At 59.7% G+C, this 14,920-nt stretch carries 6 protein-coding genes and 6 pseudogenes; 6 read left to right on the top strand and 6 right to left on the bottom strand.

The genetic code is table 11. The features are described 5' to 3' along the window. On the bottom strand, positions 1–1,230 hold the full coding sequence (gene mhpT / locus SJQ66_RS10425) for a 3-(3-hydroxy-phenyl)propionate transporter MhpT (protein WP_301291175.1): 1,230 nt from the start codon (positions 1,228–1,230) through the stop codon (positions 1–3). 350 nt (positions 1,231–1,580) lie between these two features. Beyond that, entirely contained in the window at positions 1,581–2,051 is a 471-nt protein-coding gene (locus SJQ66_RS10420) for a MarR family winged helix-turn-helix transcriptional regulator (protein ID WP_046153786.1), read from the bottom strand. Between the two features lie 141 nt (positions 2,052–2,192). Here SJQ66_RS10420 and SJQ66_RS10415 point away from each other — a divergent pair. Beyond that, positions 2,193–2,477: pseudogene (locus SJQ66_RS10415) on the top strand (enoyl-CoA hydratase-related protein); the annotation flags it as partial. 130 nt (positions 2,478–2,607) lie between these two features. Next, positions 2,608–2,867 (top strand): annotated as a pseudogene (locus tag SJQ66_RS10410) (aldehyde dehydrogenase family protein); the annotation flags it as partial. Between the two features lie 265 nt (positions 2,868–3,132). On the opposite strand, the pseudogene SJQ66_RS10405 reads toward SJQ66_RS10410, so the two are convergent. Further along, positions 3,133–3,718: pseudogene (locus tag SJQ66_RS10405) on the bottom strand (transposase); the annotation flags it as partial. 371 nt (positions 3,719–4,089) lie between these two features. Then, positions 4,090–4,431 carry a hypothetical protein gene (locus SJQ66_RS10400; protein WP_051504687.1) on the bottom strand — a complete coding sequence of 114 codons (342 nt, stop codon included), beginning with the start codon at positions 4,429–4,431 and terminating at the stop codon, positions 4,090–4,092. A gap of 24 nt (positions 4,432–4,455) precedes the next feature. Here SJQ66_RS10400 and SJQ66_RS10395 point away from each other — a divergent pair. Further along, a pseudogene (locus SJQ66_RS10395) lies at positions 4,456–4,557 on the top strand (DDE-type integrase/transposase/recombinase); the annotation flags it as partial. Positions 4,558–5,070: 513 nt separating this feature from the next. On the opposite strand, the gene SJQ66_RS10390 reads toward SJQ66_RS10395, so the two are convergent. Continuing rightward, positions 5,071–5,256, bottom strand: a complete 186-nt coding sequence (locus SJQ66_RS10390) for a hypothetical protein (protein WP_024905776.1) — start codon at positions 5,254–5,256, stop codon at positions 5,071–5,073. 140 nt (positions 5,257–5,396) lie between these two features. Here SJQ66_RS10390 and xopAD point away from each other — a divergent pair. Further along, positions 5,397–12,518: pseudogene (xopAD, locus tag SJQ66_RS10385) on the top strand (XopAD/skwp family type III secretion system effector). A 368-nt stretch (positions 12,519–12,886) separates the two neighbouring features. Further along, positions 12,887–13,333, top strand: coding sequence for a GNAT family N-acetyltransferase (locus SJQ66_RS10380; RefSeq protein ID WP_046153771.1), 447 nt, complete (start codon positions 12,887–12,889; stop codon positions 13,331–13,333). A gap of 262 nt (positions 13,334–13,595) precedes the next feature. On the opposite strand, the pseudogene SJQ66_RS29880 reads toward SJQ66_RS10380, so the two are convergent. After that, positions 13,596–13,717, bottom strand: a pseudogene (locus SJQ66_RS29880) (IS6 family transposase); the annotation flags it as partial. Positions 13,718–14,030: 313 nt separating this feature from the next. Between SJQ66_RS29880 and SJQ66_RS10370 the strand changes: the two are divergent. Beyond that, positions 14,031–14,900, top strand: coding sequence for a lipid-binding SYLF domain-containing protein (locus SJQ66_RS10370; protein WP_320534024.1), 870 nt, complete (start codon positions 14,031–14,033; stop codon positions 14,898–14,900). Positions 14,901–14,920 lie beyond the last annotated feature (20 nt).

Here is a 14,920-nt window from a genome sequence, read left to right as displayed (position 1 = left end):
CTAGTTGTCGGCGCGTGGTCGGCGTATCAGAAACAACGCCGCGACTGCCGCGATCACCGTTACGGGAATGCTTGCGCCAATCACGGTCGAAGAACTGCGTCCCATCGCCAGCAATTGACCCGCGGCGAGCGGACCGACCACCGAGCCGATGCGGCCCACCGCGACCGCCGCACCGACGCCAGTTCCACGCATGGCCGTCGGATAGAACGCCGCGGAAAGCGCATACAGCACCGATTGGCCACCGATCACGAACATCCCCGCGAAGAAAGCAGCGGCCGCAAGCGCGCTGAAGCCGTTCGCCGTCGAAAGCATTGCGAGCGAAGCGATGATCCCGACGTACATACCGGCCACCACTAGGCCCGAGCGCATGCGATCCATCAACATGCCGATGCACAGCGCGCCAATTCCGCCACCAATGTTGAAAAAGATCTGGACGTAGCCGACGTGCGCACGCGTCAGACCGCTCGCGGCCATCAGCGATGGTAGCCAATTGAGCAGAAAATAAAGGACGATCAGGGTACAGAAATAGCTGACCCAAATCTGCACTGTTGAGAGCCCACGCGTGCCGCCGAACAGGATTTCGCCGACCGGTGCCGGCTTGGCTTGGCCATCGCGTGATGCTTTGGTGAACGCCTTCGAATCCGTGAGGAATGCGAGCAGCAGCGGTACCAGCAGGAGCGGCCCGACGCCGCCGACGTAGAAAATGTGACGCCACTCGGTGTTCCCCGCACTCAACACGCCGATCACCGACGCGATCACGCCACCGAACGGAATGCCGCAATACATCACGCTCACGGCGGTGCCGCGCAAGCGCGGTTCGACCGCTTCCGATGACAACGCGATCAGGTTTGGCAATGCCCCGCCTAGTCCGATACCGGTAAGCACTCGCACGATCAAGAGCATGTGAAAGTCGCTCGCCAGCGTCGTGAAGATCGACAGTAAGCCGAACAGGCATGCGGATATCACAAGCATGCGCTTGCGACCAATACGGTCGGCAAGCCGCCCGCCGAACATCGCGCCGGGTAGCAAGCCGAAGGTCCCAGCACTAAACGCCAGTCCCATTTGCGCGACGGAGAGGCCGAACTCGTGCGCCATACGCGGCGCGGCGATGCCGACCGACTGCAAGTCGAGTCCCTCTAGCAAGGCGATGGCAAAACATAGTCCGAGGGTGACGAAGGTGCCTGCCCTGCTCGACGCCGCCGGGATCGCAGCGGCATCGGTCGAATGCAATGTTCCGGATTTCTTCACATTAGTTATCCTTATTAAATGAAAAGGTTTTCCGGTTTCGCTAAAGAGCGGCAGATGCCAAGTCACCCTGCTGCGCGATACGCAAGTTCGGCAGGCAATCGTTAGATCATCGTCGGGGCCGTGACGGATGCCCGACATTAGCCCACCGACCCGCCCTGCGTGCGCGCCGCATCGTTTCGTTGTCCAGGCTACGGGGTATTCGTTTCTAGGCGCTGCAGCGCGTCTCCAAACACCGCATCGTGGACTGGATTTAATATCAGGTAGGCTGACAATGCAAGCGTAAGTTGTTCGGTAAAAACACCTAGCAATTCGTTGGCGTGGCCCGAGTGGACCTAGCCGCGCAGATTACGAACGAAAGTTTCGAGGCGGATTTGGACTGCGCCGGCGGCGTCGAATTCGATGCCCTCCAACATTTTCTTTTCGATGGTTTTGACGGCCTGCTCGCATTCGCGCAACACGGCACGCCCTTCGTCCGTCAGTCGAAGTAGCACGATGCGCCTGTGCGTCGGATCTGGTTTGCGGCTCACCCAGTTATGCGCGGCCATCAGGTTCATCACTTCATTAGCCGATTGCGGCGTGATGAAAGAGCGCTCGGCAACCTGCGCATTGGATGCTTCCCCGTTGGCTTCTAGCACGGAAAGCGCGGTGAATTGCGCGAGGGTCAGGCCGAGTGGCGCGAGCGCTTCGGTCATGCGGCGCCGCAGGACGCGATCGAGACTGCCGATCACGTAGGTCAGGCGCAGGTTGGAACGGCGAGTGCGCGTGGCGGTGGGCTCGGCAGGCATAGTGTGATTTTTGTTCATCGTGGACAGAAAGTTCGGGCTGTCCCGCATCTTAGCGTGGCTAAGCGCAATTATCGCGGCTAAGAGTTTGTACCGAGAACGTGGATTTTCGCTTTACATATCAGGAATCCTGATATTAAATGTCTTTATCAGGCTGCGGTCGCAGCCGGTCCGGAGATTTTGCAGGAAAAGATTCGCCGCGATGCACACCGCTGGCAATCGCAACTGCAGCGCATGTACGCTAAGCCGACCATCGCGATGGTCAACAGCTGGTGCTGCGGTGGCGGCTTCTCGCCGCTGGTGGCGTGTGACCTGGCGATTGCTTCCGACGAATCCCCTTTCGGTCTTTCCGAAATCAAGTGGGGCGTTCCGTCAGGTAATCTGGTAAGCAACGCAATGGCTGATACCGTTGGGCATCGTCAGGCGCTGTTTTACATCTTGACGGGCGGATGGCCTTAAGCAGTTCCTCGACGACGAGGCAATCAAGCCGGGTCTGCAAGCGTTTGCCGGCGCCAGCCGATTTGATCGACGCTCGTACGGCCCGGTCTATCGAGACCGGTGTCGCTGAAACGGGCACGACGCCGATCTGGATTCGGCGGTTGCAGGCATCGCGTTTAGCGCGGTTTTTTAATCAGGGCCGGATTCGGATGTCGACGCAGCGCGTGATCGTCGACTGCAAGATCGCGGATGCCTTGGTGGGGAAGCTTGCGGGAAAGGCGCGGACCTTAATAGCGACGGACTCTGCGGCTTCTGACTCTGTGCTCGGCATACTTGAAAGCAGCAGTTGTTGCGCAGCGCATCACGGCGTTGATCGAAAATGCGGGCGAGAAAGGCGCCATGTATAGTTGCGAGCACCGAAATCTGAAGAGTTCAACTATCAAGGACAGATCGACTAGTTTCCTAGAGCGCATTACAACGTCATAAAGGCGTTTGCGAAACGACTCGTCGGCGCTTACCTGGTCCAATCCGTTACCAACGTCGTGCTTAACAATCGCACCGCGGATTTCCATCAAAACATGCATGTCTGCCTTTGCCGAACGATACTCTTCATTTTGCGCCCTCATCGTCTCAATGACTGCTCGACCTTATCTTGCAATCAAATCGTCTTCGCTTTGAGTTCGGCGGGTTGCGTACGCTCGGCAGTCTCGAGCGCGTTCAGATACCGTCTGATGCTCTCCTCGATCTGATTCTGGCGCTTGTCGACCTTTTCCTCTGTAAAGTTGCGATCCCGAGTATTAATGGCCTTGAACTCGCTACCGTTAAAAGCGATTAGCGCTTGTGCAAACAGCTTCAGCTCCCGGCAAGGCATCACGAAGCGGCGACACACGTTGCGAATGCCGACTCCGTTGTCACGATGAAGGTCCGCTATGGTTTTGAAGTCCGACGCCAGTCGGCCCGTAAGCCACATCAACGCTACATGGCGTTGGCATTCACGTTTCAGGCGACGGCGCGATCGAACCCGGTTCAGGTAGCCGTAGATACGGATCCTCAGAAGCACCGCTGGATGATAGGAGAGGGCGTCCTGTAGTCGACGGCATTGCGCCATCAAAGCCTAGCGATGCCAGGTTAATCTCTTCTACAAACGCCTCGATAATCCTGACCGGGTCGTCCTCCGCGACGAAGTCATCAAGGCACTCTGGAAGCAGAGTCACCTGTTTGCGATCTTCATTTTCTATGAATCGCTTCATCCCTTCACCTCACCAAGACGCGTTCATTCAATTTAGGCGATAAACGTGTTCTTACGCGGCCTGGCCCCGTTGGAGACATTCGACGCGCTCCAAAGCGGACAGCCGCTATCGGTAACGCCGACTCAACTTTCAGCACCTAACGGGCAGAAGCAGTGTCGCGAGTACCAATAACACCGCAACCGATGCGAAGAGAACAAACAGGTCGTTACCAGGAAGAAAAATAGCAATATCCGACACGACGGGTGCTATCCCACAACGGTGGAAAATTTGCCAATGGGGACTTGGTCATTGGTCTCTTTGATTGCGGGGAATCGACTCGCCGTTTCCTTGCCAGCCAATTACTTCGGGCGGAGTGCAGCGAAACCGTTCACTCATAACGCAGGATCCATGACGCTATATCGCCGCTCGGGGGAGGAAAGGGCAAATAATCTTCCGTTCTTGTCAACGACTGCCGCAACATTATCGGCCACCTGAAAACACTGCCCGCCAAGAAGTCCCCGATAGCTGGTGCCGTCGATTTCAATTCCTACAGGTAGTTTCGCGGCAATGATCTTGCCGTTTTTACCAACGGTCACCGATGCGTTATTTGACACATAGGTTTTGTTGTCGAGGGTATTGCCAAGGGAGCAAGTGGATGTCTGGTCGTCCTTTGCAGCTCTTGCCCTGAGCTTTGCAAGTTCAACGCCTTCGGTCGCTTGCTGAAGAACGAGCATGTTGACCGCATTGACCTGGTGGGCGGAAGCTGGAGAATGCACGAGACCGACGTTCGAATCCGGGGGGAGTGGCGATATTTCTACCGGGCTGTCGACAAAGCCGGTAACACGGTTGATCTTCTGCTACGAGTCCCGTCGGAGACGGTGGCTTGGCCTGCTCACTGTTAGCAAATCAACGCGGCCGATTCAGGAAATTTCGCCATACGAATAATTATTTCGTTCACGACAATTGAATAAATGTTTGTCTGGCACATCATTGCATGACCGCCCCAAACAGGGAGGTTGTTTGTTGTTTTGGAAGCAACGAATACTTCCGCCGTCTGTCCGCGCGGTCAGCGGCCCTGGACGCTCAGGACCGATGTCCTACCCGTTTTGCGGCAACCATGACGTTCTTGGCATGCCTCGCGCATGCCGCGATACATGAGCAATGCGGTTCAACAAAACGACGGGAATACGAAACATGAGCCGAGTGAAGCGGAACAATCACAACGAATGGGCAGACCCGCCCCCCAGATCATATCTCTCCGCGCAGATCGAGTATGACGTATTGATATTTTCGGGAAACTAATGAAAAAATGGGTCATATGCAGGCCGGCACAATCTGCAGCGCCGCAGGGTCAATGAGCGCGTCACGGGCCTTTACGGCGGTGCCAGACGTGGCGCGGTCACCGCAGCCAACTGCGGTGCTCCCCCGACGTTCGGCGTATCGACTTCGCATGTCGTTCGAACCATGATGAAGCGCCCTTGAAACCGGACAGCCATCTTGTCTGTGGGAACCCCTTCAGGCTTGCAAGACAGGTTTTTCGAATCGGATTTTTTAGCCATTATCAATCGCCGGTGCGCGCATTCATCGCCGGATAATCTGTGCGCCGGGTACCGCGCCAGGACCCGTCACGCCTGCGAACCATCAAATCATCTTCTTTAGCGATGAGCGCCGCGCTGTACCACACCAACGTCAGTCAATCATGAGATCTGATCCTAACTACCGCCCGGTGCCGCCTGCTCACGTCGTAATTGCCGGGACGAGCGACGCCACGAGTTCGTCCAGACCGCAAGGACGTCGTGAATCGCGGCCCCGGAATCTGCCTCGGCCCGCGAATATGCCGGCTGGCCTCGTGCAGGGGGACCGGAGATCTTCATCGACGTCAACTTCGACGTCGACTATGGACCAGGCACTGTCGAATGCACTGAACTACCCGGAACATAACCTCAGTCGCGAAGCGGCGGCTCGGCTAGACACCCAGCGCCGTCAACAGCAGCACGAACTGTGGCGCAAGAGCGGTGCCGGCTTTCCCGTGCGCTGCATCGACATGGCCCGCGACAACATTCTGGCCGAACGCAACGGGCACGGTCGTGCGCTGGCATTTCTGATGCCGAGCGGCGACGCTGAAACGAATCTTGATCTACTGGGATTCTACTTGGCAAAGCTGGGCGACGCTGGGCGCGAACGGATCACTCCGGCCTTGCGCGGCGAGATTTGCGCCTGTGCGGATCTCGTGGCGCAGTACCTTGTGCATACGTCTTTATTCGACGGGGCTTTCGCTGGCGCTTACTCACGTCTGGCGAATAAGCTGAGCAAGTATCCGGATCGCCGCGCGTGCATGGACGCCCTCACGTGGATTGCCCGGCAGGTCCTGCTTGAGCGCAACCTGCATCGGTTGAGTGACAGGGAGGCCACGACGCTCGTGGGCGCGCTCGCCAAGAACACGCGAAGCGAATCTTGTCGGGATGCCATCCTGTGCCTGACCGGCCGCCTGGTCGAAAACCGCTCGACGCTCGGGCGCCTGAACGCCATCCAGGTTCCCATGCTGTTGAACGCGCTAAGCAAGTGGCCGACCCACGACGACGCGAAATACTTCGCATTGCAACTGGCCGATTTCCTAGCGGCGACACCGAAGCTGCGACTGGCGTTCGATGGTCAAGGCGTCGCCAACGTGCTCAATGCGCTAAGCAAATGGCCGGGAGAGGCCCGGGCGGAGCAGCCAGCGCTGCAATTGGCGGGACGGTTGGTCGAACAGCCCGATCTGCGGCTTTCGATGCGTGCGCAGGAGGTGCACAATTCGCTGAACGCGTTGAGCAAGTGGTCACACCGCGAAGCCGCCAGCCAGGCGATGCTGCTGCTGGCCGCCCGTCTGAAGAACGAACCCCAATTGCGCCGGCAGCTCGACGCGCAGGGTGTGGCCAACGCGCTGAATGCGCTGAGCAAATTGCCGGAGGAGAACTTGGCGAAACAGGCCGCCCTGCTGCTCGCCGAGCGGCTCGTCGCCGAGCCCCGGCTGCTGCACGCGCTAGAGGCACAGGGCGTCGCGAATGTACTGAACGCGCTGAGCAAGTGGTGCGGGGAAAAGCCCGCGACCGAGGCGGCTCATCTTCTGACGGAGCGCCTTGCCGTGGAGCCGCATCTGCGTCGGGCACTTAAAGCGCAGGAATTCACCAGCACGCTGAATGCTCTGAGCAAGTGGCCGCACGAGGAGGCGATGAAGCAAGCCGCGCTGCTGCTTGCTTCGCGCCTCTTGATGGAACCTGAGCTGTTGCCTGCGTTGGGACAGCAACAAATTGCCAACGCGCTGAACGCGCTGCGCAAGTGGCCGGACGCGGAGGGAGCCAGACGGACCGCGCTGGTGCTGGCCGCGCGCCTCGAGACAGTGCCGCAACTGCGCGCCCAACTGGGTCAGCAGGAACTTGTCAACTGCGTCGACGCCCTGGCCCAATGGCCCGACGACGCACAGATTGGCCGGACAGCGTTGCTGCTGTCCACGCGCCTCATCGTCGAGCCCAGTCTGCTGCCATCGCTGAACGCGCAAGGCGTTGCCACGCTACTCCATGCGTTGCGCAAGTGGCCCCAGCAGGACACGGCGAAGCAGGTCGCCATGCGGCTGGCGACCCGTGTGGCACGGGAGGGCGAGCTGATAGCGGCCATGGACATGCAACAAGCCATTAACGCGCTGAGTGCGTTGAGCCGGTGGCCCGATGAAGCACAAGCTGGACACGCCGCGCGTGCGATTGCCGCGCACCTGATGGCGGAACCGGCCGGCAAGGCGAGGGCGCTGAACGCTCGGCATACGTCCAGTACGCTTTTCTACCTGAGCAAGTGGTCCGATGAGAACTGGACCGCGCAGCTCGCGCTCGCGCTGGCCGAGCGTATCGCCACAGAACCGCTATTGCTGGAAGCTGGGGATGTGCAAGCAGTGAGCAACGCCCTGAGCGCACTCTCCAAATGGCCGGGTGACGACCGGGCAAAGCAGGCGACCCGCGAACTCGCCGGCCGGCTGGCCACGGATACCGCACTGCAGATGACCTACGACCCGCAAAGCTTGGCGAGTACACTGAATACGCTGACGAAGTGGCAAAGCGAGCCGGAGGCCATGCAGGCCTTCTGGCGACTCTCCACCCTGCCGGGGCGGGGCAACCTCCCATGGCGCGCTTTCAACATGGCGGACATGGCCCAGATCAGCAACGCGTTCGCGCGCGTGGTCGGGAATGAAGGCGAGGATTTCGAGCGGGCGCGGGCGGGCCTCGCGGGCCTTGCCGTCCATCTCGAATTGCATCCAGAGTGTTTCGAAGGCACGGGATCAGGCCATATCGGCATGCTGTTCAAGGCGTTTGCCCGCCTGAGAATGCTGCGCGAACTGCGCCCGCTGGCTAGTCCGGCACTGCATCGGGTTACGGCACTGTGCCGCGAGACGCGACTGCGCGACGAGCCACTCGAAACCGTCGGCAACCTGTGTCTCGGGCTGCTACCGCTCGCCCGCAGCCCCGAACTCGTCCGGCATCGCGTCCCGGCATTGAAGGCTTTCGAAGCCTTGCAGCCCATTGTTGCACGCAAAATTGACAGCTATATGCGGCATGGCACGTCGGCGCCGGGCTCGGCCCTGCTCGCGACGGATGGGCGGCGGGAAGCCTGCGGCACGCGCTGCCCTGCGCTGACGTTCTACCAGATCCTGAAGGCGTACGCGCTGGTCGCCCGGCAGTGGAAGCCCCGCTATATCCAGGGCAACCGTCAGGTGGTGCTGGACCGGCAAGGCACACTCAAGCAATGGGTCGACACCACGCTCGCTCGCACGCGCGACGTGATAGAAACAGACCTACAGGAGATGAGCTGGAACCTCATCGCCCAGATCGAGGCGGGCGACGACGTCCTGAGCGCGCTGGACCTGCGCATCGGCAAGGAACTGAAGACCATCACGCAGCGCCACCCGCCCACCAGCTTCGATCTGGCCAGTACGCATGCACACATGCGTACCGTGCCGGGGCAAGTCCGCCCTGTGACGGAAGGCATCGGCGCTACCCGTCATGTCACGGTCGATCTGCGCGGCCGCGAACTCAAGGTTGACGAAGGTGACCAGCCGCCCTATTCGTTTTTTGCGCGCCTGACTGGCATGCCGCTTGTGGAAGTGCAGCTACCGGGCACGCTGAGCGCCTTCATGCTGGCGCGCACCTTTCAGTACCAGGGCGAACCCTGGCGCTTCGACCTGTTCGGCGGCAGTCGGTTTACGCGCGGGCGCATGCGGCAAGTGAAGAACATCCTGGCGGGCCATCAACCGCCTGCCTCCGTGCTACCGGCCCTGCGGTATGCCGATAGCGCGCCCGGCAGCGCGTTCATGACGCTGACGCAAAAGCTGGCGCCGCAGCGGGAGGACTGGTCCCGGATGCAACGCGCGCTACTGGAAATGGTGCCTCCCGATAATGTGGTTGAGGGGACCTTGCGCGTGGGCTGGTTCGCGGATGTGAAAGTGCCCGGCGAGCAGCATCCGTTCAAACTCAAGGGACCCGACGGCACGCGCATAGCGCTGTGCCCGGACGATGGCTGCGGCTTCATGAAATGGGAGGTGGCCCTCCGCATTCCCGCAGTGCGCCAACACATCGAGGCCTGGCAAGCCGTGAAGGAGCGGCGCGCCACGCCCGCGCAGCGGGAACTCGTCGCCGATCACGCGCTGGGGTTCAACGCGATGCCGCCGCAGGCACTGATGCATTTTCCACGCGACGAAGTGGTCCTCGCGGAAGCACACGACGCGATGCAGCGCAAGCTGGACAAGCTGCGCGAGCAGTGCCAGGTGCCCGGCACCGCGGGCACGCAGGCGACCGCGCTCTCGCCCGATGCGGTAGACCTTCTCACGCTGTACCAGATGACCATCAGCGGCGGCTATGAGGGTCGGCGCATCCGCGCCGTGCCGTCGGCCGACGACAAACTGTATCTGCCCACCATTCCGATGGTGGGCTTCGAGCACCCGGAAGGAGACCTGCTCGTCGGCAAACCGCCTTACGACAAGGAGAACCTGTTGCCTATCCCGGCGGCGCGCACAGGCACGCCCGCCAAGGGCGATGCCACTGCCGGTTTCCTCGATGCGTGCTTCGCCATCCAGTACAGCTATACCGGTTTCGACGACGATTCCGGAAAAGCCGAGGACATGTTGCACAGCAAAGGCATGCTGATCATTCCACCGCCCGGATACTGGTCGTACGCGCACGACGGCATGGATCTCGTCTGCTCGAGAGAAGACCTCAAGGTGTTGTAGCGCTGGAAGAAGCGGCGCGACCGTGTCGCGCTACCGGACGCGATGCTCAGCACCGGCAGTCTACGCGTCAAGGACATTCTGATGCCGGGGCGCCTCGGCGCACTGCCGATCCCCGAACTGCGCAAGCGCAACATGGATACGGACGGTGACGACGCATTTGTCTACGCTGGCTATCCCAAGCTGGCCGCGCATATCCGTCAGGTGATGGAAGAACGCAGCGGCCGGCGCAAGACCGAGCAATCCTTCAAGCCGCCGAAGACCGCGAGCCCGGCGTTCGACGAACAGGGGCAATACCAGGCCGGACGCGCCCACGAAATCCTCGCGGTGCAGCGTGGCGGCCAACTCATCGGAGACGCCAGCAACGCCGCCACGCGCTTCCTGTCGCAGCCAGACGAGTTGCGCGAGGCGATGGCCCGGGACATGATGTTCGGCACCTACGACGGGGTTGACCGGCAATTGCGCAACGGCCTGCGAGCCCGCCTCCGCGGCGATGCCGATGCCCCCGCGCAACAGGACCTCCAGCGCCAGGCGCACAAGGCCATCGGCCGCGCATACATGCCACTCGCCCGCGAGGTCGCGGTGCTGCTGCATACGCTGGCCACGCAGCTCGGTACCGCCGTCGCGCGAGCGATGCAGCCCGCGCCATCAGTCTCCGCGGACCTGGCGCAACGATTCAGCGCGCTCGCGGACGCCTGGGCCGCGGCGACGGACACGCCGTCGCGCATTCACGCGATTCTGGATCACTATCCGGTGTGCCGCCTGTCGCACGAGCAGTTTCCCAACGGACAGCCCGGCTACGTGGACGACGAGCCGGAACTCACGATCCGCAACCTCTTCACCCTCGCCGTGAAGGTCGGCACCGATGCGTTGAAATCGGACACCGGCACCGACCTCTTCTCGACCCTCATGGAGCAATGCGGCGTCATCGAACGGACCTACCCCGACCGGGTACGGCAGGTGCCGCACACCAAGCGGACCGCGCATGAGTTTCGCGACAGCCGCTTCGATCCACAGCGCGCCGTGGTGGCGCTGAAGCGCATTCCCACGCTCGCAGCAGGCGTCATGGAGGATGCGGTGGGAACGCTTCAACAGGCGGGCTTACTGGCTTCACCGCCTACGCCGGCCGAACGGGTACAAGCGGCCTTGCCCGGACAGATCGACCGCGTGGCCGCGACCTTCCACGATCGCGCACGCGCGGCCCACGCGCGGGTCACGCCGCTGCTGCAAGCCAACCTGCGCGCGTGGGCCGGCCCCGACGCAGGGGCGGTGCGCCTCGCCGGACTCGAGCATGCCGTCAAATCGACGGGTTCGCTGCGGGAAAAGCTGATGTATCTGACTGCCGGAAAACAGCTAGGTATTTCGGACGCCGCCGCAGAGGTGAACGATGCCTTGCGCTACAGCATCGTGCTGCCACCCCAGATATTCGCAGCGGCATGCCGCCGGATTCTCGCGGGCCTCGATTCGCATGGACATGCGATGACCATGCGCACCAATCACTTCAACCATCGGGCCAGCGCGTTCCGGGCATTGAGCGTGACCCTGCAGGACCCGCACGACGGCCTGCTCTGGGAAGTCCAGTTCCACACGGAGCAAACCCTCGTGCTGAAAGAGCGCTATCACGATCTGTACAAACAGGCGCAACAGGCGAGACACCAGGGCGCTACGCCTGATGCAGTGCGTACCTTGCTCCAGCCAGCGTGGCGGGATTTCCATGCCGTGCCCATGCCGGCCGGATGCGACGAGATTGACGACTGGCAGCAGCCGGTCGAGACGGCACGGTCGGCACGCCCGCCCAGTGCCGATGATGGACACGGCGCGCAGCGTACGGTTGCGGCCTATCTGCAGCCGCTTGCCCGCCGCCTCAGCCTGCAGGCCCGTCGCATCGAAACACTAGTATCGCCTAAGCTACAAACAGTGCTGCAAAGCAGCGGCGGAAAGCTGCGCGAAGACAGCCCAGGCAACTGGCGCAATTTCCTCTTCAAAAAAGAGCGCTCCATCGCCCGCAAGATTGCGTTGTACCAGCGTGTCGAGCAGTTAGCACCAGAGCCGGCAGCGGCACGTGTGCGGGACAGTCTGCGCTACGAAGTCGTCCTGCCTGCCGAAGGTTTTGGCAAGACGGTCAGCACAATTCTCAAGATGCTCGAAAAGCAAGGCCCGAGAGCGATGCGCATGAAAAATGCTTTCATGCAGCCCGACGCGACTTACGCCGGCTTGAACGTCAACCTGCGTCTGACCAGCGGCAATTTGCCGGGGGACTTCGAAATCCAGTTCCATACGGCCCAGAGCCTCAGCACCAAGCTCAGGGGGCATAAGGACTACGAAAAGCTGCGTGAGTTGCCGCTTGCTAACACACACGACGAGTATGACGAAGCAAGCGCCGATTTCGACGCGGAGCGCGAGCGGCTACTGAACAAGATGCGCGAGGCGGCTGCGCGTGTCGCGCGCCCGCAGGGCATCGAGATGCTCGTTTCCTTCGACCACTATCCGGAAGCGCAGCCATCCGGTAACGGCAAGCGTACAGGCTCGGGTGCGAATAGGCCGCGTGAATCGGGTAAAGTCCAGGCAGCGTGAGTTGCTGTACGTGAAAAGAGACATGATTATTCTCGACGATCTTACCTATTTGCACCAGAGCCGGAATTACTTCGTCCAGGGTGTCGCCATTTCGCACGCGCGTCTTGCCACAGCGTGCACTTCATTCAGCATCAGCAATTAGAGCGGTCAAGCAGTTGAGAAACAACTGCGCGCCGCACGAATCTGACTGATTTTTTTTAGATCGACGCCAATACAAACAATTTCGTCCATAACGTCCTTCGGATGGACGATAGCGGGATGCCCGCCATGATGCAAAGAGTGGCGTCAGCACGGCGCGAGACTTTTATTGCCATTTCAGTTGCCAGATTGACGAGTAAATGTAATCTTTTGAATCTAGAGGCAGATCGATGCAGTCATATCCAAATTCTGAATACGGCGCGGTGTTACCCGAGCACCTGCGGTCAAGGCTTCCTGCGTTCGAAACGGAACGCTTCAAAGTCTTACCACTAAACCCAGGGCAAGCGCGCCTAATCGTTGAGGAACTGCTGCAGGATACACGCCTCGCTGAATATGTTACCTGGATGACGGACAAATCGCGCGACGGTGCGCATCGAGAGGCTTTCTTACTCCAAATGCAATGTGCGGCCCTTACAGTACTGGCATGGGGTATTGTCGAACGCGATAGCGACAAGTTCATTGGTGCTTTGCTTGCAAGGCCCACAGTTGGCGGTCTCGACTTGGAGGTTCTTTGTGAACCGTCAATGTGGGAACAGAATGTTACCGAGGAGGTTGCATATCTCGTGGCCGAGTGGTTAGAGGATCACTGTGAAGTCGAGTCTGTAAAACCGAACTGATCTTATATCTTCGAAAATCTTGTTGTGCAGGTCAGTGCGTTTAGCAACCGAATGCGCGCCGCCACGACATTTTTGCACAATGCATTTTCTCGTCGTCTTCACGGTGGCGAGCGAAGACCGGAAACATGTGATTTTCACTGCTTGCTTTCAAAAGTCAGGCGGATGTAAGCCTGCGAGCGTTGACTGCTGCCATGAGGCGAGCGAGGAGTTGGAGTCGGTGCGCCGCGGCGTCAGGCCTTTCTCACTTGCGCGAAAAACGCTATCGAATCGGACCGAAGGTGGTGAGGAAGCGCTGAGCACATCTCCGATCGCTGAAGCCGCGCATGCCGCGCTCCCGTTCTCGCGCGGTTGATGGCTGTTTTTGGCGCGGTTATTTGCGCGTGCGCGAGAGCCAGTAAGGCTCACCATTCAAGCGCTTGAAAATCTCGTCTATATACCAGGTCGTCACGATGCATCGGATGACTTTTATCCGACCTATGCTACGTTCGAGGAGCAGTTCGTCGATATGGCGAAAAGCTTAGCAAGAAGCGGCAATACTAGCGCACGGTAAGTTGATGACAATACGCAAAAACTGTTTGGGCATAGCATGAAAATCTTTGGCTTTTCTACTATAGGCGATCATCCAGAAACGTTCGATACGAACGAAAAGGCGCCCCGTCGCCGTTCGTAGCAAGCTGCGAGCGGACCGTTCGCAGCGTTGAAGCCTAGGCCAAAAAAGCGAGTAAAACCTGCCGGATATCAAGAACCGGTTGATTTTGCTGCTGGCGCTGAATCGAAACTGCGATCTCCACGCCAGCTTTCAGCAATGGAGCAAGTTCGCCAACCCGTGGAGGATCAAAAGTCACTTTTAGCAGCGTTCGGCACAGCCGCGCAACAGAATGCGTCGAGCGCCAAAGACATCGATGACGCTAACGAAGCTGCCCTGCAAGAAGCCATTGCGCGCAGTCTTCAGGAAAAAGCTTTTGGCATACTGGTCCAGCCGGAACTTGAGGTCATTCAACGCGGCGCAATCGATACAAAAAATCACGCGTCCAACGTCCTGGCAAATCATTCGACGGTGCACAGAGAGCCGTTTGAAGTATCCGATGACCAGCGGGCAGAGCAAATGTTGGCGTTTGCCGAACCCAATAGCGCTTTCAAGACTTACCTGGAAAGACAAAACCTGAAGGTGATCGCCAATCCGGGAAAGGGGAACAACTGCGCGATCTATGCGTTAGTACAACAAATCAGGCCAGATTTGAACCCCGAAAGCCTTGATCGGGAAGTTCGCCACCTGCGCGATCTATACGACACGGAACATCCATCCGACAAAAATAAGATGTTGTATCTCGATATCAGTAATGGCGGTGCAGCCAAGACGCTGATCAGGCTTGTAAACGAGCGATACCGCGCGAACATCCAGGTTGGTGTCGTCGAAGCAGGCATTGAGGCGGGATATCCGGTGACGCGCAAGAATCCTTTTTCTGCAAAGGGCGCCGGTAGCGCCTTCACGCATCGTCTCGTCGTCTGGGATCAGCAGGGCCACTACGAAGCTGTGACAGCCAAACCCGATCGTCTGTCCCGCTAACTATTTTGGCTATCCTGCAA

This window comes from Robbsia andropogonis (assembly GCF_034047095.1).
In the GTDB taxonomy this organism is placed as follows: domain Bacteria; phylum Pseudomonadota; class Gammaproteobacteria; order Burkholderiales; family Burkholderiaceae; genus Robbsia; species Robbsia andropogonis.
Note: the sequence above shows the minus strand (reverse complement) of the source record. Positions and strands in the feature narration are given on the sequence as shown.

Coding starts and splice junctions, on each gene's coding strand:
- SJQ66_RS10420 (WP_046153786.1), bottom strand. CDS start 2,051: ATGAACAAAAATCACACTATGCCTGCCGAGCCCACCGCCACGCGCACT.
- SJQ66_RS10380 (WP_046153771.1), top strand. CDS start 12,887: ATGCAGTCATATCCAAATTCTGAATACGGCGCGGTGTTACCCGAGCAC.
- SJQ66_RS10400 (WP_051504687.1), bottom strand. CDS start 4,431: ATGCTCGTTCTTCAGCAAGCGACCGAAGGCGTTGAACTTGCAAAGCTC.
- SJQ66_RS10390 (WP_024905776.1), bottom strand. CDS start 5,256: ATGGCTAAAAAATCCGATTCGAAAAACCTGTCTTGCAAGCCTGAAGGG.